The sequence below is a fragment of the Dokdonella sp. genome (assembly GCF_035703485.1).
Lineage (GTDB): Bacteria > Pseudomonadota > Gammaproteobacteria > Xanthomonadales > Rhodanobacteraceae > Dokdonella.
In genome coordinates this window covers 1-24,615 of the sequence record NZ_DASSYD010000075.1, presented here as the reverse complement: position 1 = coordinate 24,615, position 24,615 = coordinate 1, and the positions used below count along the sequence as shown (strand labels likewise).

Genomic DNA, 24,615 nt, shown 5'->3' with positions numbered 1-24,615 from the left:
CGGTTGGGCGGCGCTGCTGCGCAGTGGTAAACACGAGCGCGAGTTGCACGGTGCCGAGGCTCATACCACCAACAACCGCATGGAACTGCTGGCTGTGATCTGCGGCTTGGAGGCCTTGCGCAAGGCTTGTCAGGTCAGTGTTACCACAGACTCGCAATACGTCATGAAGGGCGTCCAGGAGTGGATGCCGCGATGGATCGCAAAGAACTGGCGAACGGCTGCTGGTGATCCGGTCAAGAATCGTGATCTGTGGGAACGCCTCAACAAAGCGCTGGCAAACCATCAGACAGACTGGCATTGGGTCAAGGGGCATGCAGGCCATGTCGAAAACGAGCGCGTCGATTTGCTCGCTCGAAGCGCGGCGGAAGCCATGCGAGACAACACGGCGGAGACCTGATGAGACAAATCGTGCTGGACACCGAAACGACCGGGCTTGAGGTCAAGAAAGGTCACCGCGTCATCGAGATCGGCTGCGTCGAATTGCTCGAGCGACGTCCAAGTGGGCGCACCTGGCACCGCTACCTGAATCCTGATCGCGCCGTTGATGAAGGCGCACGCGCGGTGCACGGAATCGATGATGCGTTCCTTCTCGACAAGCCGCGCTTCGCCGATATCGTGGTTGAGTTCATTGCGTTTGTTGGTGAAGCGGAAATCATCGCCCACAACGCGAGTTTTGACGTCGGCTTCCTCGATGCGGAGCTTGCCCTGGTTGATCCGTCACTCGGCGGATTGGCTGATCATGCACGGATTCTTGACACGCTGGCGCTGGCCCGCGAGAAATTCCCGGGACAGCAGAACAACCTCAACGCCTTGTGCCGGCGGCTCGGTGTCGACAACCGGCATCGTGAATTGCATGGTGCTCTGGTGGATGCGCATCTGCTGGCGGATGTCTATCTGGCCATGACCGCCGGGCAGGGCGACCTGGGCCTGGCCCTGGAGGCTGAGTCAGGGGGCGCGAATACTACAGTTCAGCCGGTATCCGGTGCTGGATTGCGAATTTTGCGCGCCAGCGCAGCAGAGGCCGAGTTGCATTCTCGAAAAATGGCTTCCATTGATGCCGCTTCGGCCGGTCGTGCAATCTGGAACCGGACTTGAAGATTCGCTGCCAGGGACTGCTGATTGCGGCGGGAATTCAAGCGCGCAGGGAAGATTGTTGCGAATTGCAGAGTAATCGAACGGCGCCGGGGAGGCTACAGGGTGAGTTCACCCTCGGTTGTAGTGCATAATCGGCACGGGGACACCGCTCGAACGTGAGTCCGACTGGATTGGCACGGGGAGAAACAGATGAAGCGATTTGGATTTGCATTGATCGTCATGATCCTGGCGACGATGCCCTTTATGGCCGTGGCGGCGACGTCAGCCGTGGACGCAATCAATGCGCACAAGCATCTTGGCGTAGCCAGCTGTAGCAACAGTGTTTGTCATGGAGCATCACAGCCTTTTCGTGATTCCAACGTGCAGCAGAACGAATTTGCGATCTGGCAGGAATTCGATCCGCATGCCAAAGCCTGGCAGACCTTGAATAACGATCGTTCCAGGAACATTGCGCGCAAACTGGGAATTGGTGATCCGAGTACGGCCAGGGAATGCCTTGACTGCCACGCCGACGCGATTGCTCCGGAAATGCGAGGTGACCGTTTCCAGATTTCCGATGGCGTGGGTTGCGAATCCTGTCATGGTGGATCAGAGCTGTGGCTCAATTCCCATGCCGACAGCAGCGTCAGCCACAATGACAACCTCAAGAACGGCATGTACCCGACTGACCAGCCGATCGCACGCGCGCGCCTGTGCCTTTCCTGCCACATGGGTACCGCTGATCGCATGATCACCCACCGCATCATGGGTGCTGGCCATCCGCGCTTGTCGTTCGAACTTGATACCTTCACCTGGCTGAATCCGCACTACAAGATTGGCGAGGCCTGGACCAAGCGCAAGGGCGAGTGGAATGGCGTTCGTGACTGGGCGGTCGGTCAAGGTGTCGCCGCCGAGAATCTGCTTGAAGTCCTGACCAACAAGAGTGCGGGATGGAATGGAATCTTCCCCGAACTGGTCCTGTTTGATTGTCATGCCTGTCACCAGAGCATGTCAGATCGGACCTGGGGGCCGCGCCAGGGCACCGGGCTCGGGCCGGGTGTGGTGCGCCTGAACGATTCGAATATCCTCATGTTCCGCCACGTACTGGCACCCATCGACAAGGCTGCTGCCGCACGCATTCTCGAACAGACCCGTGGCCTGCATCGCGCGACCACGCAAAGCCGGGACGCAACATTCGCCGCTGCTCGCCGCCTGCATGCCACCATCGACGGCCTGCTGCCAACCGTTGCGGCATTCGACTATGGCCCGGATAGTCTCGACACCATTCTCTCCAGCATTGAAGCCGATGCTGATCGTGGTGAATATCGAGACTACGCCGCCGCCGAGCAGGTTGCGATGGCCGCTCAATCGGTTGTAGTTGCATTCGAAAACGACGGCAAGGTGGATAGCGAAAAGGCCGCACAACTGCGCAGCCGCCTCGATACACTTTACGCCACGATCAAGAACGAGGATTCCTGGTCACGGCAGAAATTCCGAGCCGCACTGGCTGCCCTGCGCGCAGCCGCACCCTGAACCCAAAAGCGCCGTCAATGACGGCGCTTTTTTTTGCGGCGAATCCGGTTGGGCTTAGCAGGCTGTTGAAATTCGCTCAGGCGAGTGCGAGACAAAGCGAAACGGGCTGAAAAGCGCAGTTTACATGCGGTAAATGAGCATTTTGAGGCCCGTTTTGCTGCCGGATCGTGCCGTTTGAGTAGAATTTCAACAACCTGTTGGGCACATGGCTGAGAGAATCAGGATCGCCAGGCCGAGTGCCCGGAAATTGAGTGCGGTGTCGAGAAAACTCGGAAAGCAGCATCAACGATTGCGAACGAGAATCACCGTCACATTGTCCGAGCCGCCACCATCAAGTGCGGCGACGATCAGTTGATCGACGCATTCCTGGGCCGAGAGCTCGTTGCGGCTCATCAGGGCTGCGATTTCGGCGTCACTGACTTCTTCGGTGAGTCCATCACTGCACAGCAGGATCTGCATGCCGGGGCTGAATTCACCGCGCAGGACTTCAACGCGCAGTGATTGCGGATCGGTGACTCCAAGCGCCTGGGTGACGACATTGCGATGCGGGTGGTTGCGTGCCTGTTCGCTGGTGATGGCGCCCTGGTCAATCAGCTCCTGCACATAGGAGTGATCCTGGGAAATCTGCGTGAGTGCGCCATCGAAGAGATAGACGCGACTGTCGCCGACCCAGGCGATCTCGTATTCGTTGTCTTCGGCCATGCGCATTGCAGCGATGGTCGTACCCATCGGCAAGGCTTCGCTGCGGCGATTGGAATGGCGGATGATTTCCTCGTCGGCGAGTTGCACGGCATGGGCCAGGCTCGTGCCTTTCTTGATTTCACTGATCAGGGTGTCGCGGGCAATCGCGCTGGCGACCTCACCGTGTTCGTGTCCACCCATGCCGTCAGCGACGAGCCAGACACCCAAATCGGCATCAGCGTAGTAGGTATCTTCGTTGTGCTCGCGGCGCAAGCCGACATGTGAGCAGTGGCCGAATTCGATCATGCGCTGTCGACAAGCCTATTTGAGTGAGACCCGAAGGGAATCGCCGGTGCGGACTTGTGCAAGGCATCTCCCCCCTGGCGATACAGCATGATGCCGCGCCGGTACGGTTCGACGCAAGCTTGCGGGGAGAATCGATCGAATTGGTGCCGAAGGCGAGAATCGAACTCGCACTCTGTCGCCAGAACCGGATTTTGAGTCCGGCGCGTCTACCAGTTCCGCCACTTCGGCGCGGGGCGCGGAGTATACGCTAGAACATGGGGGCGATTTCAAGTCCGGGTTCAATATATTCGGTCAAGCGAGAGTTGGCGTTGATCGCGGTCGTACCAGTTTTCCCTGACTTGGCGAAATACCGAGCAGGAGCTCATCACGCCACGATAGATGTGCAGCGACACGGCGACAGCATGATCACTGGGATTGCGGATCGTGTGGTACTCGTGCGGCGGGATCAGCGAGCCTGCCGAACCCTGGCCGGCAAGCATCGTTCCGCGCGACTCGAATCGATAAAGCCCCTCGTTGCGTTCTACCAGCTCGTAAGGCGTCACTTCGATCTGACCGTGCCATACGCCCTCGACACACCACATTCCGCAGTGATCATGGATTGCGGTGCCCTGGCCGGGACCCCAGGTCATGGCGATCACGTTGTAGCCGAATTGCTCGCTGTTGTAGATCTCGCGTCGTGCGTAGTGGTCACTGGCCGCTTCATGGACGCAATCGGGCAAAATCACATCACGATCCTGCATGAGACGACTGAGGGTGTTGCGCAGAGCGTCGGTTATCGTCGTCGTGCAGTCGTTGCGGACCGCTTCGTCGAGCGCGTCAACCAGTTTGCGAGAACCGGGAAAATCAAGTGCAAGCATGGTTTCAGGGACTCCGGGTTCGAATGGGCGGCGGATAGCCTCGATGGAACCGTTGATTCTACAGTGCGCCCAGAAACGGTGCGATGGCACCGCCGAAGCCCTCGATGTCGACCAGAAAAGCATCGTGTCCCTGCGGGCTGTCGAGAGCGACAAAGCGAACTTCGGCGCCACCTCGGCCCAGCCCCTCCGCGATCTCTTCCTGTTGCGATAACGGGAAGAGAATGTCGGTACTGACCCCGATCACGAGCGCGTGTTCCAGGCGTATGCCTGCAAGTGCGGCAGCGGCCTTGCCGTTGCCGTATTCGGCAATGTCGAACCAGTCACTGGCGCGGGAAAGAAACAGATAGGCGTTGGGATCGAAACTGCGGACGAAACGACGCGCGTGGGCATCGAGATAGGATTCGATCTGGAATTCGGCGGCGAACGGCTCGTCATCGCGCTGTTCGGAATCGAGACGGATTCTGGCGAACCGGCCAACCCATTCCATGGCCGAGCGATAGGTGATCACGCCGAGTTTGCGCGCGATACTCATGCCGGCGTCGGGATAGTGTTCGTCGTCGTAGTTGCCAGCGTTCCAGTTCGGATCGAGACGGATCGCCTCGCGCTGCAGCGAGCGAATTGCGATGGCGAATGGCTGCGCCTGCGCAGCGGTGGAAATGCTGATGTGCGAGCGCACGCAATCAGGATGCAGCAAAAGATAAGCCAAGGCGGTCATGCCGCCCATCGAGTTGCCGATCAGGCAGGCGAGGCGATCGATGCCAAGGCCCGCGACCAGTTCATGAGCCGCGTTGGCGCCATCTTCGAGACTCAATGCGGGGAAATCAACGCGGTATTTTTCGCCACTGCGTGGATTGATCGAAGCCGGTCCGGTCGACCCCTTGCAACTGCCCAGCGTGTTGACGCAGATGACGAACCAGCGATCGGTATCGATTGGTTTGCCGGGGCCGAGCATTTCCTCCCACCAGCCGGGGCTGGGGTCATCGGCATTCGAGGCGGCGTGCGCGCTGGGTGAAAGTCCCGTCAGGATCAGAACCGCGTTGGCCTTGTCCGCCGACAGGGTTCCCCAGGTTTCATACGCCAGTCTGGCGTTGTGCAGTTCACCGCCGCGCTTCATCGCGAACGGCGTGTCGAGGTCAAAATAGCGACGCGCATCGGACGTGGATGTTGGCATCAAACCGTCCCGCACAGAGCGCTTTGGTCAATCGCTTTTGCAGTCATGGGACGACGCTGTCGATGACCAGGTCGATCGGTTCCTTGCGTGAAACATCAATTCCTTGAGTGAGCGCCTGCAAATCACCGGGTTGCGCCATCGCATTGCCGCTGTCGGAAATGCGCGCACCGATTACGACTTTCGGAAACATCGACAGCTTCATCGAAGGCATCATGCCCATCGAATCGTCGAGGACGACAGTCAGCGGCAGAGCGCTGGCCGGACCACGGTGAATGGCCAGAGGCATCGGTGGGCCGCTTTCGGCGCGAGCGAACACGAACAGCGTGGCACCGGAGTCAAGGCGATCCTTGAGCTTGGCATCAAGGCTGACATTGACGGTCAGTGTCGGGCCCTGGTCACCGCTCGGGGTTGTCTCTTGCGCAGCGGATGCTGGTGGCGGAGTGCTTGCCACAGCAACGGTTCCACCCAATTTCTGCGCATCGGCAATCTGGGTACGCACACTTTCGGCAATGTCGCTGCCAGGCGGTAGCTCGGGAAGCAGTCGATTCCACACCGTGATCGCGGCGTTGTAGTCGCCAGCCTGATAATCACTGATGCCGACCAGCCACAACGCACGCTGATGGCCCGGGTCCGCCTTGAGCACGTCTTCGAGCAACTGGCGAGATTCGCCACTGATGCGCCGCCCCTCGTTGGACAGCGCCAGTGCCTGCGCGTACTCGACGGTCAGGTCGTGATTGTCGGGTCTCAAATCGTAGGCATGCTTGAGCGCATCGCGCGATTCGGCGAATTTGCCCATCGATTGATAGGCGCGACCGAGCAAGGCCCAGCCATCCGGGTTGTCCGGACTTTCCTTGAGTTTGGCGACCAGTCCGGCAACGGCCTGGTCCATGTCGACTCCATGCTCCTGCATGCCGGTTGGACTACTCGCAGCCATTCGCGACGGATCGAGAGCTGCCGGCGCGCCATTGAACTGATAGAGAACGATGGCACCGAGTGGCAACGCCACGGCGATGGCGAGCGCAGCGACGATGGCGAGGCGACTGCGGGCAGTTGTGGTCGAACTCGATGTTGATGTCGAAGGCAGGGAGGCCAGCTTGGCCTTGTACTCGTCATCGTCGATAACGCCAGCAGCCAGCGCGTCATTGAGCGCCTTGAGGCGCTTCGTGTCGTTGGCTGAAGTCGCCACCGAGCGTTGACGCAGCAAGGGCAGCAACGGGAAGGCCAGGGCAATGCCCAGCATGAGTGCTGCGAGTATCAGGAACAGGGTCATTACCAATCATCCTCGGAACTGGCTGCAGGCGGCTGGTTGCGTGGCACCGCGGCACGGCGCCGGACGATACGGTAGACAACAAAACTGCCGATCAACAAAAGAATCAGTGGAGCGAACCAGAGCAGCGCTGTGCTGCCGCGCAGGGGTGGGTTGTAAAGCACGAAATCGCTGTAGCGCGCGGTCAGGTACTTCTTGATCTCGTCATCGTTCTTGCCCTGCTGCATCTGCTCGAAGACTTCCAGACGCAAATCCTTGGCCAGGTCGGCGCTGGAGTCGGCGAGGCTCTCGTTCTGGCAAACCAGGCAACGCAACTGACGGGTCAGGTTCTGAAAACGCTGTTCTTCGGCATGATCCTTGAACGGCAGTACATCGATGGCACTGGCCACGATCGGCAGCAACAGTGCGACGGCAATTACCATTGCAGCGAGGGCATGGAATCGTTTGCAGGAAATCATGAGCCCTCTTCCTTCATGGCGGCGAGGCGCGGCTTCAGTTCAAAGGCGACAATTTCCGGGGTGATCGCGCCGATGCGCTTGTAGCGGATGATGCCCTTGCCATCGACGAGGAAACTCTCGGGTGCCCCATAGACACCGAAATCGATCGCCACGCGGCCCTCGCGGTCGGCGATTACCACCGAATACGGGTCGCCAAACTGGCTCAGCCAGCGCTTGGCGTCATCGGGTTCATCCTTGTAGTTGAAGCCGATGATCGGTATGCCGAGAGCCTTGCCCTCGGCCATCAACACCGGATGCTCGTCGCGACAGGCAAAACACCAACTGGCAAACACATTGAGCAGGTAGGGCTTGCCGCTGAGATCGGCATTGCTCAGGCGCTTGTCGGGTTGATCAAGCAGCGGCAGATCAAATGCGGGTGCGGGTTTTCCGATCAGCGGTGAAGGCACTTCGTTCATCGAATTGTTGCGCATGTAGTGGATGCCGAAGCCGAGCAGGCCGGCAACCAGAGCGAAACCGATCAACGGCACGTAGCGCGAGTTCATGCGTGCGCCTCGGCACCGACGGCTGCAGATTTTTCGGGCTGCGGTTTGTCGGCCGTTCTTGCTTTCGAAATGACCCGGAAGCGGCGATCGGTCGCCGCGACGAAACCACCGAGCATCATCAGGATCGCGCCGAGCCAGATCCAGCGGATAAATGGTTTCAGATAGACCCGTACCGACCACGCACCGTCGTCACCGAGTGGCTCGCCAAGGGCAACGTAGAGATCACGCGTGAAACCGGGACTGATATCCGACTCGGTCTGGATCTGATCGGTTTTTGTGTACTGGCGCTTCTGCGGGTGCATGACGGCAACCACGGCATCGTTCTTGGTCACCGTGATGGTGCCCTGGTCAGCCTTGAAATTGGGTCCTTCGACATGTTCGACGCCATCGAAACGGAATGTGTAGGCGCCGAGCGTGGCGGTTTCGCCTTGACCAAGCTTGACGTCTTTCTCGATGCTGGTGCCCTCGGTGACAAGGACGCCGCAAAGGAAAACCGCGAAGCCGAAATGGGCGAGCATCATGCCGACCATCTCCGGCGTGAAGCGACGACCGGCCGGCGCATTGCGCCAGCGCATCAAGGTATAACTGAGGATGCCGAGGCCGACCCAGATCGAAGCGGCAATGCCGGCGACACCGCGCCAGGCCAGATCATCGGCAATCAACCAGGCGGCGAGGCTTGCGACCACGGCCAGGATCAGGGCGGGTCGCAATGTGCGCATGGCTGCCCCGACATTCCCTTGTCGCCACTTGAGCAGTGGCCCGAACGGAATCAGCACGACGACCGGAGTCATCAACAGCACGAACATGACCCCGAAATACGGCGGGCCGACCGAGATCCGGCCGAGATTGAAGGCTTCGGCGAACAACGGGTACAAGGTTCCGACAAAGACCATGGCCGCGGCTGAAGTGAACAACAGATTGTTGATCAACAGCATGGTTTCGCGTGAGGCGCCTGCGAACGGTTCACCGCCGGCGACCTTTGGCGCACGCAGGGCGAAGATCAACAGCGAGCCGCCAACCGTGATGGTCAGGAACATGAGAATGAACAAGCCGCGTTCGGGATCACTGGCGAATGAATGCACCGAGGTCAGCACACCCGAGCGCACCAGGAAAGTTCCGAGTAGCGAGAGGGAAAAAGCGAAGATTGCCAGTAGCAGCGTCCAGGTGCGGAAGCTGCCGCGCTTCTCGGTGACCGCCTGGGAATGAATCAGCGCGGTTCCGACCAGCCACGGCATGAAAGAGGCATTCTCGACCGGATCCCAGAACCACCAGCCACCCCAGCCGAGTTCGTAATAGGCCCACCAGCTACCGAGCGCGATACCCAGGGTGAGTACACCCCAGGCGGCGTTGGTCCAGGGTCGCGACCAGCGCACCCATTGCTGATCGAGCTTGCCGCCGAGCAGGGCCGCGATGGCAAAAGCGAACGCCACGGAAAATCCGACATAACCCATGTAAAGCATCGGCGGATGCACGATCAGGCCGAAATCCTGCAGCACCGGATTGAGGTCATTACCATCGGCCAATGCGGGCAAGTGACGGGTAAACGGGTTCGAGGTGAGCACGGTGAACAACAGGAAACCGAGGCTGACGAAACCGAGAACACCAAGTACGCGCGCCATGAAATCGTCCGGCAGACGTCGACTCAAGGTGGCCACTGCAATCGTCCAGATATTGAGGATCAGAATCCACAACAGCAATGAACCTTCATGTGCGCCCCAGACCGCCGAGAAACGGTAGTACCACGGCAACAGCAGGTTTGAATTCTGCGCGACGTAGGCGACCGAAAAATCCTGGCTCAGAAAGGCGTAAGTGAGCACGCCGAACGCGAACGCCACAAACACAAACTGACCAGCGGCGGCTGGGCGGGCCACGCCCATCAGGGCGCGGTTGCCGGTGTGCGCGCCGAGGATTGGCAGCACGAACTGCACCACACTCAGCATCAGGGCGAGAATGAGGGCAAATTGGCCGAGTTCCGGGAGCATGTCAGTGGCCTTTTGTCAGTGGTGGATGCAATCTATCAATGGTTCGCAACGGTTTGGCGCGAACCTGTTCAAGGTGACGGTGCGTCTGCCGCCTCTGGTACATCGTGCTTGCGATGGGCGTTTTTCATGGCGTCGGCGACATCACGCGGAATGTATTCTTCATCGTGTTTGGCCAATACTTCGGTGGCGATGAACTTGCCGTCCTTCATCGAGCCGGTCGCGATCACCGACTGCTTCTCGCGAAACAGGTCGGGCAAGATGCCTTCGTACTCGACGCGCATGTCGTCATCACCATCGGTGACAGTGAAACCGACCGTCAGCGATTGACCGCGTTCGATGGAATGTTCCTTGACCATGCCGCCGATGCGAAAACGCGCATCCGCTGGCGCCTTGCCGGCGATGATTTCGCTCGGCGTGAACAGGTAGGTCATGTTCTCCTGCATCGCGAACACGGCCAGGGTGGTGGCGACGGTGACGGCGGCAAGGATCAGGCCGACCAGAATGAATCGACGTTTGCGGGTTGGAGTCATGTGGATTTTTCCTGACGCGACTGTTGGCGCTTGAGTCGTCCACGCAGGTCGGCAATGACGCGCCGGTAGCGCAGACGCGGACTGAGAAAATCGATCAGCAACGCGATCACGAAGATGGCGTACGACGACCAGACATAGGCCCCGTATCCGCCCATGGCAAGAAAGTCAGTCATGCTGACCTCCCGTGCCGAGAGCGACTTTGCGCGCCCATTCCTTGCCGCCCTCCAGCTCGACCAGACTCACGCGAGCACGCGCGAAGACGCTGGCGAAGAACCAGATGTGCGTGGCCAGTGCGACCAGCAGCAGTGGCCAGAGCATGCTTGAATCAATGCGCGAAGGGCCAATCAGGCGAACTGTCGTGCCCTGGTGCAGGGTGTTCCACCAGTTCACCGAGAAATGCACGATTGGCACATTGACGATGCCGATCAAGGCCAGAAACGCAGCGGCGCGCGCGGCCTGGCGTCTGTCCTCGATGGCGTTGTACAAACCGATTACGCCGAGATACAGAAACAGCAGAACAAGCTCGGAAGTCAGGCGCGCATCCCAGGTCCACCAGGTGCCCCACATCGGCTTGCCCCAGATCGAGCCGGTGGCCAGGGTGATCGCGGTGAAAAATGCACCGACCGGCGCACTGGCCATGGCCAGGATTTCCGAGATCTTGATGCGCCAGACCAGAGCGATGAAAGCGTTCGCCGCCATGAAGAAATAGGCGAACAAACTCATCCACGCGCAGGGCACATGGATAAAGATGATTCGATAAGCATCACTTTGCTGGTAGTCCGCCGGAGCAAGCACCAATCCGCCGTAGAGTCCGACCGCGCCAATGATCAGGGCTGCGGCAAATAACCACGGGGTCAAACGCCCGGTAAGCCAGTGAAAAGTGGGGGGTGAGCCGAATTTGTGGAACCAGAGGGTCAGCGTGTTCATCAGGTAATCGAAATCCGCAATGCTGCAGCGCAGGCCAGCGGTGCGAGCACGAGCGCCATCACCAAAGCCGCGCCTAGCCATAGCAGTGGAGCGAAAAACGGCAGGCCTGCCTGTGCTGCATTGCAGGCGCCTGCGGCAAAGATCAGCACCGGCACGTACAAGGGTAAAACCAGTAAGGCCAGAAGCATACCAGAGCGCCGCATGCCGATTGTCAGCGCCACACAAACGGCACCCAGCAAGCTCAGCAACAGGGTCGCAAGGAGTAGCGCAATCAGCAGCACCGGCAACACGCTGCGCGGCAGATGCAACATCTCGCCGAGCAAGGGAGAAATCACGATCAGGGGCAGAGCCGTGCTCAGCCAGTGCACGAAGATCTTGGACGCCAGCAGCAAGGACAGCGGATGCGGCGAAAGCACGATCTGCTCAAGCGTGCCGTCATCGTGATCGCCTCGAAACAAGGTGTCGAGGGCAAGCAAACCGGCCAGCAATACGGCGACAAAGACGATACCTGCGGCGATATTCGCCAGCTGATTCGGTTCGGGGCCGAGCGCCAGCGGAAACAACACAACCACGATCACGGCGAAAAGCACCGGATTCAACGCGTCGCCGCGCCGCCGCCAGGTCAGCAGCAGGTCGCGGCGGATCAGTGCTGCGCAGGCGGATCCTGTGGTGCCGAATCTCATGCTGTTGGCCTCAGCGGCAGACGTCTTGGAGTTCCCGAGGTAAACGCATAGGCACCATGCGAGGTGACCAGGGCCGCACCGCCCCGACGCGCATGCGCATCTAGCAATCGGTTGACCAGATCGATACCTTCGCGGTCGAGGTTCGCATACGGCTCATCAAGCAGCCACAAGGCGGCGGGAACGAGGAGCAGGCGGGCCAGTGCGACGCGCTTCTTCTGACCCGCCGACAGCTTGCGCACGGGCACATCCTCATAGCCTTCGAGGCCGACGCTGGACAGCGCCGGGGCTGGCGCCGCACCCGAACGCAGGCCAAATACACCGATCGAGAATTCGAGATTTTCCAGAGGCGTGAGATCCAGTTTGAGCCCCGGCAGGTGACCGAGAAGGGCAACCTGATGTGACAGCCGCGCCAGGGTCAGATCTTCACCATTGAGCAGAATCCGGCCGCTGTTTGCTTCGAGCAGGCCTGATAGCACTTTCAGCAAGGTCGTTTTGCCCGAACCGTTGTCGCCCTCGAGCAGGACCACCTCGCCTCGATGCAGGCTGAAGTCGAGCGGGCCGAATACCGGCTCGTCGTTGCGCGCGTACGCCAATCCCCGTGCTTCGAGCAACGCAATGGTGTCGTGTGGATCAACTGGAGTCATCAGCAGCCAAAAAATTCGATTCCGAAAAACGGATCCGTGTCGTCGAAATCCGTACAGCCTGCAATTGTAGTCGACAAAAGCCTCATTCGAAGGACAGCTTGATGTTGGGAGAGGCCGCAGAAGTGGGATTTGGCGATCCGGGACCAAACGCATGGATTGGTCGAGGTCAAGGCAACGCTGATCAAGTGGCACAACTGACATGGCGCTCAGAAGGGTCGCCAGTCGTGCTGCGTGGCGAACTGAAGGCGGGTTGCCTTGACGAGCCGTGCGACGCGTTACCATCGTTCGCATGATTCCAAGCAAGCCCGACAATGAGGTCCAGCGCCTGACCCGATTGCAGGAGCTCGGCGTTCACGATACGGCTGCCGAGCCGGCTTTCGATGCACTGACCCGGACAGCGAGACTGGTAACCGGCGCGCCGATCGCGTTGATCAGCCTTGTCGATGAAAACCGCCAATGGTTCAAATCGAACCAGGGTTTGGCAGAGGCCCGTGAAACGCCACGCGATCTCGCGTTCTGTGCACATGCGATCCTCGTGGACGATGTCATGGTAGTTCCTGACGCAAGCAGGGATCCACGTTTCGCTGACAATCCTCTGGTCACCGGAAAGCCCGGGATTCGCTTCTATGCAGGCGCGCCGATCACGCTGCGCGATGGCCTGTGCATGGGAACCTTGTGCGTGATTGACAGGCAAGCCCGTGAGCTCACTGATCAGCAACGGAAGATTCTGGTCGAACTGGCACATGCCGCTGCGGAAATCCTGCAGATGCGCCAGCAAGCGGTGTTAGTCGAAATCGCCAGCGCTAAGCAGCAAGAAGCCGAGCGCAAGATGGCTGCAGAGCACCGCCGACTCTCCAACGTCATCAAGGCGACTCAGGCAGGCACGTTTGAGTGCAACCTGATCAGCGGTAAGGCTGATTGCAATGATCGCTGGGCGGAAATTATCGGCTACCAGGTTGATGAGCTGGTTCCACTCTCGATGAAGACCTGGCTCGATCATGCGCATCCTGAGGATTGGGTGCGAGCTACGGAACGATTCAAACGCCATCTCCGCGGCGAGTCTCCCGGTTTCGATTGTGACCTGCGCATGCGCCACAAGGAGGGCCACTGGATCTGGGTGCGCTACCTGGCGCAAGTCACCAGTTGGGATTCCGCGGGCAAGCCACTGAACCTGTCTGGTCTGCATGTCGACATCAACGACCGCAAAGTCGCCGAAATGCGCTTGCGTGCGAACGAGGTCACGTTGGAGCGCGTTGGACGTCTGGCCGGTGTCGGTGGCTGGGAAGTTGATCTGGATACCAATGCAATCACGTGGTCTGACCAGACCTGCCGAATCCATGAAGTGCCGCTCGGCTATCAGCCCGCATTCGAGGAAGCGATCAATTTCTATACGCCCGAATCACGGCCAACGATCGAGGCTGCGGTTGCCAGGGCCATCGCTGACGGCACACCCTGGGATCTGGAATTGCAGCTCGTTACCGCGAAGGGTCGCCAGATCTGGGTCCGCTCGCTCGGTGGCGTGGAGTATGACGACGGCCAGCCGCGCTGGCTGATGGGTGCGTTTCAGGAAACGACCCTGCGCAAGCGAGCCGTGCAAGCGATGGAAATCAGTGAACGTCGATTCCGCAAGTTGTTTCAATACAGTCTCGGTTTGATCTGCACGCATGATCTGGATGGCACGGTGCTTTCCTTCAATCCGGCGGCGGCGCGTGAGCTCGGTTACAGCGTACAGGAAGCGATGGGGCGCAGACTCACGGAGATGATCCCCAGCAATCAGCATGAACAGTTCGAGGGCTACCTGCGACAGATCCGCGAAGCAGGAAGCGTATCGGGCACCGTGCAATTGCTCGCTCGCGACAAGACCTTGCACACCTGGCAGTTCCACAACGTGCTGGACAACGAAGATGATGAGCCCTACATCATTGGACACGCTCAGGACATAACGAAGCACAAACAACTGGAGCGACAATTGCGCGAGCTGACGATTCGCGACCCACTCACGGGCTGCTTCAATCGGCGTTATCTGCACGAGCTTGAGCTGCAGATGAAGAAAGGTGATCGCTGGGGGTGCATTGGTATTGACCTGGATCGCTTCAAGCAGGTCAACGACACCCTCGGCCATCAGCGCGGTGACGAGGTGCTGATAGAAATGGGGAAATTCCTCTTCAAGCACGCGCGCGCCGGAGACATCGTGGTGCGCATGGGCGGCGATGAATTTCTGGTTTTGCTGCGTGACGCAGATGGGGCTCTCACGCAGCAGATCGCCGAGAAAATCGCTGCCGACCACGATGCCGCACCGAATGCATTTTCCATCGGTCATGCGGTTCGCAAGGACGGCATCAGCCTTGATGAGGCGGTGGCACAGGCGGACAAACGCCTGTATGCAACCCGGGCGAGCAATCGTTCTTGAGCGGAAAAATGTCACGCCTCCGCAGCCCTGCGAATGCATCCTGGCGGTCGATGGGCGATGCCTGTCCGGAAGACTCTCGCGGTGTGATCGTTTCCATCGCGCCGTTTTGCATTCTCGCCGGATGCGACGCAGGCTTGCGATGATTGTGCGATTGAAACCCAGAAGCGAGTAGCACGTGCCCGAAGAACTCCATTCGATGATGCTTGTCGCGTTGGTCGCAGGTTTGCTTGTCGGTGCACTGGTATTTGCCTGGCTGGGTAAGCGCTGGGCGCGCAAGGCCAGTGCCGAAGCGGTACTTCGGCGAGAACCAGAATTCAGTGCAATGCGCGAGCAGCGCGATAATTTCGAGCGGCAATCGGTCGAGTTTCGCGCCCAGCTTGAACGGGCAATCGATGAAAGAGCCGCGTTGCAAATGCGACTGGGTGAGGTGGGTGGACAGGCGGCGGAGCGTCGCGCCGAGGTGGATCATCTGACGCGTCAGTTGTCGGTATTGCAAGTTCGTCATGACGCAACCGCAAAGCACCTGCTGGATTTGAGCGCCATGCACGCCTCACTGAAGGCCAGCGCACACGAGCAGGCTGAATCCGCTCGAGAAAAACTGGCACTACTCGATCAAGCCGAACAGCGTCTGCGCGAGTCGTTCCAGAATCTTGCCAACCAGATTCTCGATGCCAAGACCGAACGCTTCAAGGAACAGAATGCCGAACATCTGGGCGGGTTGCTGGAACCGCTCAAGGTCCAGCTCAAGGAATTTCGCGAAACCGTCACCCAGACTCACGCCGTTGAGCAACGTGAGCGCGGCATGCTCGCGCAGGAGATTCGGACGCTCAAGGATCTCAACCAGCAGATCAGCCAGGATGCGATCAACCTGACCCGCGCACTCAAGGGTGACAGTCGCGCACAAGGTGCCTGGGGTGAAATGGTGCTTGAACGCGTGCTTGAAGCGTCCGGTCTGCAAGCGGGTCGCGAGTACGACACCCAGGAAAGTTTCCAGGGTGCCGACGGCACCCGCCAGCGCCCCGATGTGATCGTGCACTTGCCTGAAAGCAAGGATGTGATCATCGATGCCAAGGTCTCGCTGGTCGCCTGGGAGCGTTCGGTCGCTGTCGACGACGAAGTCGAGCGCCAGGCTGCATTGCGCGATCACCTGATCTCGCTGCGCCGACACATCGATGGATTGGCCGGCAAGAACTACAGCGACATCCCCGGCATGCGCACGCTCGATTTCGTGTTGATGTTTGTGCCCGTCGAAGCCGCCTTCATCGAAGCCGTGCGTGCCGACGCCGGGCTCTATGACTACGCGTTGCAACGCAAGATTTCACTGGTCAGTCCAAGCACCTTGTTGGCAACACTGCGCACGGTCGCCTATTTGTGGCGGATCGAAAGCCGCAACAACAATGCCATCGAAATTGCCCGCCGCGCAGCCAACCTGCACGACAATTTCGTCACCCTGGTCAATGAGCTCGATGTGCTCGGCGCACAACTGGACAAGGCCCAGGGCGCGCATGCCAGCGTCGTGCGTCGCCTCACCGAAGGCGGCAAGGGCAGTGTGATCCTGCAGGTGAAAAGCCTGGCTGAAATGGGTGCACCGGCGAAGAAGATGTTGCCATCGCGATACATTGAATCTGCAGGGTCCGACGATAGTGAAGATCAGGCTGACGCCGCCGACGGGCAGTCCACTGATTCCGATCACAAGCAATAGATTGCGAGCGTTGAATTACGCCTCGTCGCAGACATTGCAGCCAGGACGCCACTACGCACGAAACTGAAGTCCGACTCCCTGCGTCGGACAGCGCGTGTGACACGCGCCACCGACGCCAGGCTGACGGTCAGTCGTTTGAATGCGTTTTGGTGGTCAGCTTCTGCTTGAGGAACTCGAAGGCCAATGCCGTCATCATCGCGCGTTGACCGTTGTCGGCTGCGCCGCCGTGGCCGCCTTCGATATTTTCGTAATAGAGCACGTCATGACCCTGTTCGCTCATCTTTGCCATCATCTTTCGCGCATGGCCGGGATGCACGCGGTCGTCACGGGTCGAGGTGGTGAACAGTACCGGCGGATAGTCGACATCCTTCTTGACGTTCTGGTACGGCGAGAAGGACTGAATGAACTTCCAGTCATCGGTATCCGGATTGCCGTACTCGGCCATCCATGAAGCGCCCGCCAGAAGCTTGTTGTAGCGGCGCATGTCGAGTAGCGGAACCTGGCAGACCACCGCTCCGTACAATTCTGGATACATCGCCGTCATGTTGCCCATCAACAGACCACCGTTGCTGCCACCCTGGATGCCGAGATGGGCAGGGCTGGTGACCTTGCGCTTGATCAGATCCTCGGAGACAGCAGCGAAATCCTCGTAGGCGCGCAGACGCTTTTCCTTCAGAGCGGCCTGGTGCCAGCGCGGGCCGTATTCGCCGCCACCGCGGATGTTGGCGACCACGTAGACTCCGCCCTGGCTGAGCCAGCCACGACCGACCGTGGCGCTATAGCCCGGGGTCAGCGAGATCTCGAATCCGCCGTAGCCGTATTGCAGGGTCGGGTTGCTGCCATCCAGTTTGAGATCCTTCTTGGCAACCATGAAATACGGCACCCGCGTGCCATCCTTGCTGGTGGCGAAATGCTGGCTGACTTCGAGGCCGCTGGCGTCGAAGAACGCCGGCATGTGCTTGAGCGCGTTCTTTTCACCGGTCAGGTTGCCGTAATAGAGCGTAGCCGGGGTCAGATAGCCGCTGACGATCATGAAAACCTCATCGGAAGTCTCGTCATCGACCGCACTGATGCTGACCGTGCCGATTTCCGGCGCGCCCGGCATGGCTTCGCGTTTCCACTCGCCCTCGCCCGGATTCAACACGTAGAGACGGTTCTTCACGTCGTCGAGCACGTTCAGAACAAGGTGGTTTCGCGTCCATTCAAAGCCGGCAAGCGCTGTCGTGTCGGTGGGCGTGAACAGGGCGCGGAACTCTCGCTTGCCGGCCATGAAGTCATTGAAACGGGCAACGATCAGACTACCCGCCGGCCAAGTCTTGCCGCCGGTTTTCCATGCTTCGCGCAATTCGACCAGCAGCCATTCGCGATGTACCGAAGGCTGTGCGGATTCCGGTACCTCGACCTTGTGACGCTTTCCGTTGTCGTCGAGCAGGAACAGTTCGCTGCGGAAGAACGCCGGGATGCGGACAACGAAATCACGCGAAAAACCCGGCGTGAAATCATGGCTGGCACCGACGCCGAGATCCTCGGCGGCGACCTCGAAGATCAACTTCGCATCGTTCATCGGTGTGCCACGTGTCCAGCGGCGAACCTGTCGGGCATAACCCGATTCGGTCATCGTGTCCTTGCCGAAATCAGTCGCGACATAGACATGATCCTGATCGATCCAGCTCAACTCGCCTTTCGCTTCCGGACGAAAGAATCCGTCCTTGATCCAGGCTTTCTTGCGGAGATCGAACTCGCGTGTGACATCGGCGTCAGAGCCGCCGCGTGAGAGCGCGATCAGGCAGCGTTCGTTGGCCGGTTTCAGGCAGTCGGCGCCATGCCACACCCAGTTTTCGCCTTCCGCCTTGTTCAAGGCGTCGACATCGAGAACGGTTTCCCACTTCGGTGAATCCTTGCGGTACTCCTCCAGCGTGGTGCGCCGCCAGATGCCGCGCGGGTGCTCGGCATCCTGCCAGAAATTGTAATAGCGATCGCCGATCTTGTTGACCATGGCGATCTTGTCGTCGGAATCGAGGATGGCCTTGATGTCGTCGCGCAGGCGCTTGAACTCCGTACTTTCAGCCAGCTTCCTGGTGCTTTGCGCGTTCTGCTTGCGCACCCAGTCGAGGGAACGATCGGCGGTCACATCCTCCAGCCACAGATAAGGATCGGTGGCCGCATCGGCTGCGGAGGCGTTTGCATCATTCGGCATGGCGGCAGGGTTTTTCTCGGCGGATGCATCGATACTGACCAGAGCGGTCAGCAGCAGCATGGGGAGCAGGATTGATTTGCGCATTGGCTTTCCGGGTAACAAGGAGGAAGAAGGCCCGCGGCCTCTGTTGCTGATGCTGGCGCGGGCGTGCAGCGGCGTTTGCTCGGCTCGAGCGAGTTCTGCGACAGGCATGATCGATCATGCCATCTTCGTCGTTGCTTGAACCAACGTCGGCAAACTCACTTGTGGCGGGCGCTCAAGTCCCGGCCAAATCCATCATTGGCGTGATTCGCGCGCCAGCTTGCTGTGACGGAAACCGTAGAGGAAGTAGATCGCGAATCCGAAAAGGGTCCAGCCGACCATCAGCATCCAGTTGTGCACGGACATCGTCGACAACAGGATCAGGCAACTGGCAACACCGGCCAGACTGATTACCGGTGCAAACGGTATGCGGAACGAACGCGGCAGATCGGGCTGAGTGAGGCGCAGGATCAGCACGCCCGCACAGACGGCGGCGAACGCGATCAGGGTGCCCATCGAGGTCAGGTCGCCGAGTACGTCGAGCGGAAATACGGCAGCGAGGGTGGCGATGCCGATGCCGGTGATTACCGTGTTGACGTGCGGGGTACGATATTTTGGGTGGATTTTCGTGAAAACCGGCGGCAGCAAACCGTCACGACCCATGATCATGAAAATGCGCGGCTGGGCGATGACCATCACCAGCACGACCGAAGCAAGGCCGAGCATCGCGCCAATCTCGACCATCCAGCGCAGCCATGCCAATTCAGGGTGACTTGCCACCGCAGTAACAACAGGCTCATTGGTGCCGAGCAGGTTGTAAGGAGTCAAGCCGGTCATGACCAGAGCCATGCCGATGTAAAGCACGGTGCAGATGGCCAGTGAGGAGAGCATGCCAATTGGCAGGTCGCGTTTGGGGTTGTGAGATTCCTGGGCGGCGACCGAGACCGCCTCGAAACCGATATAGGCGAAAAACACCATCGAGGCGCCACGCAGCACGCCTTCCCAGCCGTATTTGCCAGGAGCGACGTTTTCGGGGATGAACGGGTGCCAGTTCGAGGTATCGACGTAGAAACTTCCGGCGACAATGACGAGAACGATCAGGGCCACCTTGAGTACGACCATGGCCATGTTGGCACCGGAGGATTTGCGGATGCCGACGTAGCACAACCAGGTCAGCAGCAGCACGAGAACCGCTGCAGGAACATTGGCGATCGCACCTGTCGGATTGAGCTGGCCATCCAACGGCGCACTGGCCAGCGCTGCCGGGATCTGGATATCGAAGTGACTCAGAAAACTGAGGAAATAGCCTGTCCAACTGACCGCGACCGCGGATGCGGAGACGCCATATTCGAGCACGAGCATCCAGCCGATGAACCACGCGGCGAGTTCGCCGAGGGTGGCGTAGGTGTAGGAATAGGCGCTGCCGGAAACCGGCACCATGGCGGCGAACTCGGCATAACAAAGCGCGCAGAACGTGCAGCAGATTGCGGCGAAAATGAACGACAGGACGATCGCCGGACCGGCATGCTCGGCCGCCGCGACACCGGTAATGACAAAGATGCCGCCGCCGATGACGGCACCGATACCGAGTGCGGTCAGACCCCAGGGGCCGAGGCTGCGGACCAGGCTCAGGCCTTCCGCGTCGGTGTGTGCCGCATGCGGATGCTTGGTCGCGAAGAGTTGGTTGGCCATCGTGGGTTTCCTGTGCATCCCGTCGTTGCGAGGGATGGGCGCGAGCTGGTGCCCGACGTGAAATGACAGGGCTGACGCGAAGGCGTCGGCCCTGGAAAGTGAATCAGCCCGCTTTGCGCAGCTTGCTGTGGCGATAGCCGTAAACGCCGTAAATCAGGAATCCGATCAAAGTCCAGCCGCCCATGACGTGCCAGTTTTCGGCGAACGGCTGCCAGAACAGATACAGACAGGTAATCACGCCGAGAGGACAAATAATGATCGCGGCCGGCACGCGGAATGGTCGATTGAGGTTGGGCTGCGTATAGCGCAAGACCAGCACGCCAGCCGAGACCGTGGCGAAGGCGAGCAGGGTGCCCATCGAGACCAGATCGCCGAGGAAGCTGATCGGCAGGAATCCGGCGAGCAGGGCGGCGATCACGCCGACAACGATGGTTCCGACATGCGGTGTGTGATGTTTCCGATGCACCTTGGCGAACATCTTCGGAATCAGGCCATCCTGTGCCATCGAAAAGAAGATGCGTGGCTGGCCCATGAGCATGACCAGGATTACCGAGCTCAAGCCGGCAATCGCGCCGAGATCGACGATAACCTTGAGCCAGGACAGCGCCGGATAGGCTTCGAGAGCGGTCGCCACCGGCTTCGGCGTGCCAAGCATTCCGTACGGCATCATGCCGGTCAGTACCGCCGAAACAATGATGTAGACGACCGTACAGATCGCCAGCGACCCGAGAATGCCGATCGGCATGTCGCGTTGCGGATTCTTTGCTTCACCGGCCGCCGTAGAGACTGCATCGAATCCGATGTAGGCGAAAAAGACTACTGCCGCACCACGCACGATGCCGTCGAAGCCGTATTTGCCAGGCCCCTGGTTTTCCGGGATGAACGGATGCCAGTTGGCCGGATCGACATACTGCAGGCTGAAGGCGACAAACATCAGGATCACCACGACCTTGATGGTGACGATGATCGTATTGGCAAAGGCTGATTGCTTGATGCCGAAATAGCCGATCGTGGCGACCGCAGCGACAATGGCCACGGCCGGAAGGTTGAACAGGCCGCCGGTATAGACCAGGGAGCCATCGACGACGTTGAGCGGTGCGGTCGACAGCGAGTCGGGCAGGGCCATGCCGAAGGTTGCCAGGAAGCTGTTGAAGTAACTCGACCAGCCTACGGCCACGGTGGAGGCGGCAAACAGGTATTCGAGAACAAGGTTCCAGCCAATGAACCAGGCGACGACTTCGCCAAGGGTGGCGTAGGAATAGGAATACGCACTACCCGAAACCGGCAGCAGGGCGGCGAATTCGGCGTAGCACAAGCCGGCGAATGCACAGGCGATGCCGGCGAAGACGAAACTCAGGACAATCGCAGGGCCGGCATGTGCAGCGGCGGCATGTCCGGTCAGGACGAAGATGCCTGCGCCGATCACGGCGCCGATACCCAGCATCACCAATTGAGTCGCGGTCAGCGTCCGCTCGAGGGTAACTTCACCTCCCAGCGAGCCTTCAACCGGCTCACCGGCATCGACGTGCGGCGCTGGTGCAACCGGTTTGGTGACAAATAAGCCTGCGGACATCGTGTTCTCCCCGAATCTGTGACGGAACGGCTTGGTGGCCGTGTTCTTGTTCGCCTGCTACCAACGGCAGCGACCCCGTACGATGCCAAACGACGAACCGGAGCACAAGCGCAAAACCGCCCGCTTTGCCTGACAAAATTTTGTGCAGTGCAGCGTGATTCGGGATTTGTCCGCCGGAGCAGGTAATCTGAATGCTTTCCGGGAGCCGCAACTGACGATGCGTAAAATGTTTCAGCGATATGCTTCGAGAACAGCGGATGGAACCTTGTCCGGCTTGTTTGCTGCTTTTCTTGAAATGCCCGACTGTTTTTTGCGCAGCAATCTTGAAGGGCACTTCACCGGATCCGCGTGGCTTGTCAGCAACGATGGGCAGCGTGTCCTGCTGACCCATCACCGCAAGCTCGATCGATGGTTGCAACTCGGCGGCCATGCAGATGGCGATTCCGATCTCGCCCGCGTGGCCTTGCGCGAAGCCGGGGAAGAATCAGGATTACCGGACCTCGAAGTCGAATTTGAAATCTTCGATCTTGACCGGCACTGGATTCCCGAGCGCGGCGAGGTTCCCGGGCACTGGCATTACGACGTACGTTTCGTCGTTCGCTGCGGCGCCAGCGAAGCCTTTGTCGTCAGCGAAGAATCACACGCATTGGCGTGGCGCAATATTGCCGAAATCGCCACCGACTCCAATGCGGATGAGTCGCTGCGGCGGATGGCTTTGCGTTGGCTGGAGCGCCAACGCGGGGAATGGGGAGTCGGGAGTGGGGAGTAGGGAGTAGGGAGTAGGGAGTAGGGAGTAGGGAGTAGGGAGTAGGGAGTAGGGAGTAGGGAGTAGGGAGTAGGGAGTAGGGAGTAGGGAGTAGGAAAAGCGACTCGCGCGCAATTTGTAGGAGCTCGTTTACGAACGAGGCTCCTGCTTTTCGCTCGAAATGCCTCGCGCCTGACGGCGCTCTTGCGAAACGCAATAGAGCCGGATACGCGAAAACTGGTTTTTCCCACTTCCCACTCCCGCCTTTCTCAAGCCCTTCCGCCAAATTCCCCGGTCACCGTGCTGACGTGAATCTTTTCTCCGGTGCGCACGTATTCGGGAACCTGGATTTCGATGCCAGTGGAAAGTTTCGCCGGCTTGGAGCGCTTGGTCGCCGTCGCACCTTTCATTTCGGGTGCGGTTTCGATCACTTCGAGGATGACCGAGGCCGGCAACTGCACGGCGACGGGTGCGTCGTCGATGATCTGCATGAAGCAGCCTTCGATTCCTTCCACGATATAGCCGGCCGCATCGCCGACGACATCGGCATCAAGCGTGTACTGGGTATAGTCCTCGTTGTCCATGAAGACGAATGCCTCGCCATCCTTGTAGGAGTAGCTGACCGGTCGACGGGTGACTTCGGTTTCCTTGATCTCGTCATCGGAGCGCAAGGAGAGATCGGCTTTGACGCCGCCTGGCACGCTGTACATGATGAATCGAAAGGTCACATTGCCGCTGCGACCCTGCGCTGAACTGCGCTCGATATCACGAACCTGATAGACCTTGCCGTCGTGTTCGACAACGTTGCCACGCTTTACTTCGGATGCTTTCATTGTTCGAGAGCCGGGAGTGGGAAATGGGGAGTAGGGAGTGAGAGAGCAAATGGCGGCAAACGGGTAAGCGGGAGGCGAAGCGGGCTTTTCCCACTCCCCACTCCCGACTCCCCACTCCCGCTATTTGGGAGCCAACCGCACCGCGCCATCCAGACGAATCGTTTCGCCGTTGAGGTAGCGATTGCCGAGGATGTGGGCGACCAGATCGGCGAATTCTTTCGAGGTACCGAGACGCGAGGGAAACGGGATCGAGGCGCTGAGGGATTCCTGCACGCTGTCAGGCATGCCGTCGACCATGGGTGTCCAGAAGATGCCCGGTGCGATGGTCATGACACGAATACCGAAACGGGCCAGTTCGCGGGCCATCGGCAGGGTCATGCCGACCACGCCACCCTTGGATGCCGAATAGGCTGCCTGGCCGATCTGACCTTCGAAGGCGGCGACAGATGCGGTGTTGATGATGACGCCGCGTTCGCCGTCTTCACCGGGATCGTTGTTCTGCATCAGCTCGGCAGCCGCCTTGGCGACATTGAACGAGCCAACCAGATTGACCATGACGGTGCCGGCGAAATTCTTCAGTGGCATGGCGCCCTCGCGTCCGAGCATGCGTCCGGCGCCGAGGATGCCGGCACAATTGACCGCGACATTGAGGCCGCCAAGGAAATCGCGTGCTGCTGCGACGTTGCCGCGGACTCCGTCTTCATCGGTGACATCGGTGCGCAGGAAAGTCGCTTTTTGCTTGCCCAACGCCGCCACGGCTGCAGCGCCTTTTTCATCGTTGACATCG

The 24,615-nt window shown here is 59.6% G+C and carries 23 protein-coding genes and 1 tRNA gene; 6 read left to right on the top strand and 18 right to left on the bottom strand.

Annotation, left to right across the window (positions count from 1 at the left end; all coding sequences use genetic code 11):
- The 3 genes from rnhA to VFN25_RS05700 form a co-directional block, all read left to right on the top strand.
- On the top strand, positions 1–397 hold a 397-nt coding region (gene rnhA, locus VFN25_RS05710; RefSeq protein ID WP_325139734.1), incomplete at its 5' end, for a ribonuclease HI.
- Entirely contained in the window at positions 397–1,095 is a 699-nt protein-coding gene (dnaQ, locus tag VFN25_RS05705) for a DNA polymerase III subunit epsilon (RefSeq protein ID WP_325139733.1), read from the top strand. The genes rnhA and dnaQ, both read left to right, overlap by 1 nt.
- Before the next feature lie 360 nt (positions 1,096–1,455).
- Positions 1,456–2,607, top strand: a complete 1,152-nt coding sequence (locus VFN25_RS05700; protein ID WP_325139730.1) for a cytochrome c family protein — start codon at positions 1,456–1,458, stop codon at positions 2,605–2,607.
- 282 nt (positions 2,608–2,889) lie between these two features.
- On the opposite strand, the gene VFN25_RS05695 is transcribed toward VFN25_RS05700, so the two are convergent.
- From VFN25_RS05695 to ccmA, 13 genes are all read right to left on the bottom strand, one after another.
- Positions 2,890–3,594 (bottom strand): PP2C family protein-serine/threonine phosphatase, encoded by a 705-nt coding sequence (locus tag VFN25_RS05695; protein WP_325139728.1) that lies wholly within the window; start codon positions 3,592–3,594, stop codon positions 2,890–2,892.
- Between the two features lie 141 nt (positions 3,595–3,735).
- Positions 3,736–3,822: transfer RNA gene (locus tag VFN25_RS05690), tRNA-Leu, on the bottom strand.
- 50 nt (positions 3,823–3,872) lie between these two features.
- Entirely contained in the window at positions 3,873–4,451 is a 579-nt protein-coding gene (locus tag VFN25_RS05685) for a cysteine dioxygenase family protein (protein ID WP_325139726.1), read from the bottom strand.
- A 58-nt stretch (positions 4,452–4,509) separates the two neighbouring features.
- Complete coding sequence (metX, locus tag VFN25_RS05680; protein WP_325139723.1) at positions 4,510–5,622, bottom strand: homoserine O-acetyltransferase MetX; 1,113 nt, start codon at positions 5,620–5,622, stop codon at positions 4,510–4,512.
- Positions 5,623–5,665: 43 nt separating this feature from the next.
- Positions 5,666–6,892: a c-type cytochrome biogenesis protein CcmI gene (ccmI, locus tag VFN25_RS05675; RefSeq protein WP_325139721.1), complete on the bottom strand. Its 1,227-nt coding sequence runs from the start codon at positions 6,890–6,892 to the stop codon at positions 5,666–5,668.
- Positions 6,892–7,347 carry a cytochrome c-type biogenesis protein gene (locus tag VFN25_RS05670; RefSeq protein WP_325139720.1) on the bottom strand — a complete coding sequence of 152 codons (456 nt, stop codon included), beginning with the start codon at positions 7,345–7,347 and terminating at the stop codon, positions 6,892–6,894. Before VFN25_RS05670 ends, ccmI begins: the two co-directional genes overlap by 1 nt.
- Positions 7,344–7,889 carry a DsbE family thiol:disulfide interchange protein gene (locus VFN25_RS05665; protein ID WP_325139718.1) on the bottom strand — a complete coding sequence of 182 codons (546 nt, stop codon included), beginning with the start codon at positions 7,887–7,889 and terminating at the stop codon, positions 7,344–7,346. The genes VFN25_RS05670 and VFN25_RS05665 overlap by 4 nt, the downstream gene beginning before the upstream one ends.
- Positions 7,886–9,871 carry a heme lyase CcmF/NrfE family subunit gene (locus VFN25_RS05660; RefSeq protein ID WP_325139716.1) on the bottom strand — a complete coding sequence of 662 codons (1,986 nt, stop codon included), beginning with the start codon at positions 9,869–9,871 and terminating at the stop codon, positions 7,886–7,888. The genes VFN25_RS05665 and VFN25_RS05660 overlap by 4 nt, the downstream gene beginning before the upstream one ends.
- 68 nt (positions 9,872–9,939) lie before the next feature.
- Positions 9,940–10,401: a cytochrome c maturation protein CcmE gene (gene ccmE, locus VFN25_RS05655; protein WP_325139714.1), complete on the bottom strand. Its 462-nt coding sequence runs from the start codon at positions 10,399–10,401 to the stop codon at positions 9,940–9,942.
- Positions 10,398–10,574 carry a heme exporter protein CcmD gene (gene ccmD / locus VFN25_RS05650; RefSeq protein WP_325139712.1) on the bottom strand — a complete coding sequence of 59 codons (177 nt, stop codon included), beginning with the start codon at positions 10,572–10,574 and terminating at the stop codon, positions 10,398–10,400. The genes ccmE and ccmD overlap by 4 nt, the downstream gene beginning before the upstream one ends.
- Positions 10,567–11,331 (bottom strand): heme ABC transporter permease CcmC, encoded by a 765-nt coding sequence (gene ccmC / locus VFN25_RS05645; protein WP_325139736.1) that lies wholly within the window; start codon positions 11,329–11,331, stop codon positions 10,567–10,569. The genes ccmD and ccmC overlap by 8 nt, the downstream gene beginning before the upstream one ends.
- Positions 11,328–12,011: a heme exporter protein CcmB gene (gene ccmB, locus VFN25_RS05640; RefSeq protein WP_325139710.1), complete on the bottom strand. Its 684-nt coding sequence runs from the start codon at positions 12,009–12,011 to the stop codon at positions 11,328–11,330. Before ccmB ends, ccmC begins: the two co-directional genes overlap by 4 nt.
- Positions 12,008–12,655, bottom strand: coding sequence for a heme ABC exporter ATP-binding protein CcmA (ccmA, locus tag VFN25_RS05635; protein WP_325139709.1), 648 nt, complete (start codon positions 12,653–12,655; stop codon positions 12,008–12,010). Before ccmA ends, ccmB begins: the two co-directional genes overlap by 4 nt.
- Positions 12,656–12,944: 289 nt before the next feature.
- Here ccmA and VFN25_RS05630 point away from each other — a divergent pair, with 289 nt between their 5' ends.
- Together VFN25_RS05630 and rmuC are read left to right on the top strand one after the other, a co-directional pair.
- Complete coding sequence (locus VFN25_RS05630) at positions 12,945–15,065, top strand: PAS domain S-box protein (RefSeq protein WP_325139707.1); 2,121 nt, start codon at positions 12,945–12,947, stop codon at positions 15,063–15,065.
- Positions 15,066–15,240: 175 nt separating this feature from the next.
- Positions 15,241–16,767 (top strand): DNA recombination protein RmuC, encoded by a 1,527-nt coding sequence (gene rmuC / locus VFN25_RS05625; RefSeq protein ID WP_325139705.1) that lies wholly within the window; start codon positions 15,241–15,243, stop codon positions 16,765–16,767.
- A gap of 127 nt (positions 16,768–16,894) precedes the next feature.
- Here the strand turns inward: rmuC and VFN25_RS05620 are convergent, their stop codons facing one another.
- From VFN25_RS05620 to VFN25_RS05610, 3 genes are all read right to left on the bottom strand, one after another.
- The gene (locus VFN25_RS05620; protein ID WP_414648865.1) at positions 16,895–18,964 is read right to left on the bottom strand and encodes a prolyl oligopeptidase family serine peptidase; all 2,070 of its coding nucleotides are present in this window, start codon (positions 18,962–18,964) and stop codon (positions 16,895–16,897) included.
- A gap of 276 nt (positions 18,965–19,240) precedes the next feature.
- The gene (locus VFN25_RS05615; RefSeq protein ID WP_325139703.1) at positions 19,241–20,677 is read right to left on the bottom strand and encodes an amino acid permease; all 1,437 of its coding nucleotides are present in this window, start codon (positions 20,675–20,677) and stop codon (positions 19,241–19,243) included.
- Between the two features lie 103 nt (positions 20,678–20,780).
- Entirely contained in the window at positions 20,781–22,250 is a 1,470-nt protein-coding gene (locus VFN25_RS05610; RefSeq protein WP_325139702.1) for an amino acid permease, read from the bottom strand.
- 217 nt (positions 22,251–22,467) lie between these two features.
- Between VFN25_RS05610 and VFN25_RS05605 the strand changes: the two genes are divergently transcribed.
- Positions 22,468–23,019, top strand: a complete 552-nt coding sequence (locus VFN25_RS05605) for an NUDIX hydrolase (protein ID WP_414648862.1) — start codon at positions 22,468–22,470, stop codon at positions 23,017–23,019.
- Between the two features lie 245 nt (positions 23,020–23,264).
- Here the strand turns inward: VFN25_RS05605 and yeiP are convergent, their stop codons facing one another.
- The gene (yeiP, locus tag VFN25_RS05600; protein ID WP_325139698.1) at positions 23,265–23,828 is read right to left on the bottom strand and encodes an elongation factor P-like protein YeiP; all 564 of its coding nucleotides are present in this window, start codon (positions 23,826–23,828) and stop codon (positions 23,265–23,267) included.
- A 120-nt stretch (positions 23,829–23,948) separates the two neighbouring features.
- Positions 23,949–24,615, bottom strand: a 667-nt coding sequence (locus VFN25_RS05595; RefSeq protein ID WP_325139696.1) for an SDR family NAD(P)-dependent oxidoreductase, incomplete at its 5' end; no start/stop codon positions are given.

Bases quoted from the DNA above. Each gene is read 5' to 3' on its own strand.
- VFN25_RS05685 (WP_325139726.1), bottom strand. From the start codon at position 4,451: ATGCTTGCACTTGATTTTCCCGGTTCTCGCAAACTGGTTGACGCGCTC.
- yeiP (WP_325139698.1), bottom strand. From the start codon at position 23,828: ATGAAAGCATCCGAAGTAAAGCGTGGCAACGTTGTCGAACACGACGGC.
- ccmA (WP_325139709.1), bottom strand. From the start codon at position 12,655: ATGACTCCAGTTGATCCACACGACACCATTGCGTTGCTCGAAGCACGG.
- VFN25_RS05695 (WP_325139728.1), bottom strand. From the start codon at position 3,594: ATGATCGAATTCGGCCACTGCTCACATGTCGGCTTGCGCCGCGAGCAC.
- VFN25_RS05605 (WP_414648862.1), top strand. From the start codon at position 22,468: ATGCGTAAAATGTTTCAGCGATATGCTTCGAGAACAGCGGATGGAACC.
- metX (WP_325139723.1), bottom strand. From the start codon at position 5,622: ATGCCAACATCCACGTCCGATGCGCGTCGCTATTTTGACCTCGACACG.
- VFN25_RS05665 (WP_325139718.1), bottom strand. From the start codon at position 7,889: ATGAACTCGCGCTACGTGCCGTTGATCGGTTTCGCTCTGGTTGCCGGC.
- ccmI (WP_325139721.1), bottom strand. From the start codon at position 6,892: ATGACCCTGTTCCTGATACTCGCAGCACTCATGCTGGGCATTGCCCTG.
- ccmE (WP_325139714.1), bottom strand. From the start codon at position 10,401: ATGACTCCAACCCGCAAACGTCGATTCATTCTGGTCGGCCTGATCCTT.
- dnaQ (WP_325139733.1), top strand. From the start codon at position 397: ATGAGACAAATCGTGCTGGACACCGAAACGACCGGGCTTGAGGTCAAG.
- VFN25_RS05615 (WP_325139703.1), bottom strand. From the start codon at position 20,677: ATGGCCAACCAACTCTTCGCGACCAAGCATCCGCATGCGGCACACACC.
- VFN25_RS05620 (WP_414648865.1), bottom strand. From the start codon at position 18,964: ATGCCGAATGATGCAAACGCCTCCGCAGCCGATGCGGCCACCGATCCT.
- VFN25_RS05610 (WP_325139702.1), bottom strand. From the start codon at position 22,250: ATGTCCGCAGGCTTATTTGTCACCAAACCGGTTGCACCAGCGCCGCAC.
- VFN25_RS05670 (WP_325139720.1), bottom strand. From the start codon at position 7,347: ATGATTTCCTGCAAACGATTCCATGCCCTCGCTGCAATGGTAATTGCC.
- VFN25_RS05630 (WP_325139707.1), top strand. From the start codon at position 12,945: ATGATTCCAAGCAAGCCCGACAATGAGGTCCAGCGCCTGACCCGATTG.
- VFN25_RS05660 (WP_325139716.1), bottom strand. From the start codon at position 9,871: ATGCTCCCGGAACTCGGCCAATTTGCCCTCATTCTCGCCCTGATGCTG.
- ccmD (WP_325139712.1), bottom strand. From the start codon at position 10,574: ATGACTGACTTTCTTGCCATGGGCGGATACGGGGCCTATGTCTGGTCG.
- ccmB (WP_325139710.1), bottom strand. From the start codon at position 12,011: ATGAGATTCGGCACCACAGGATCCGCCTGCGCAGCACTGATCCGCCGC.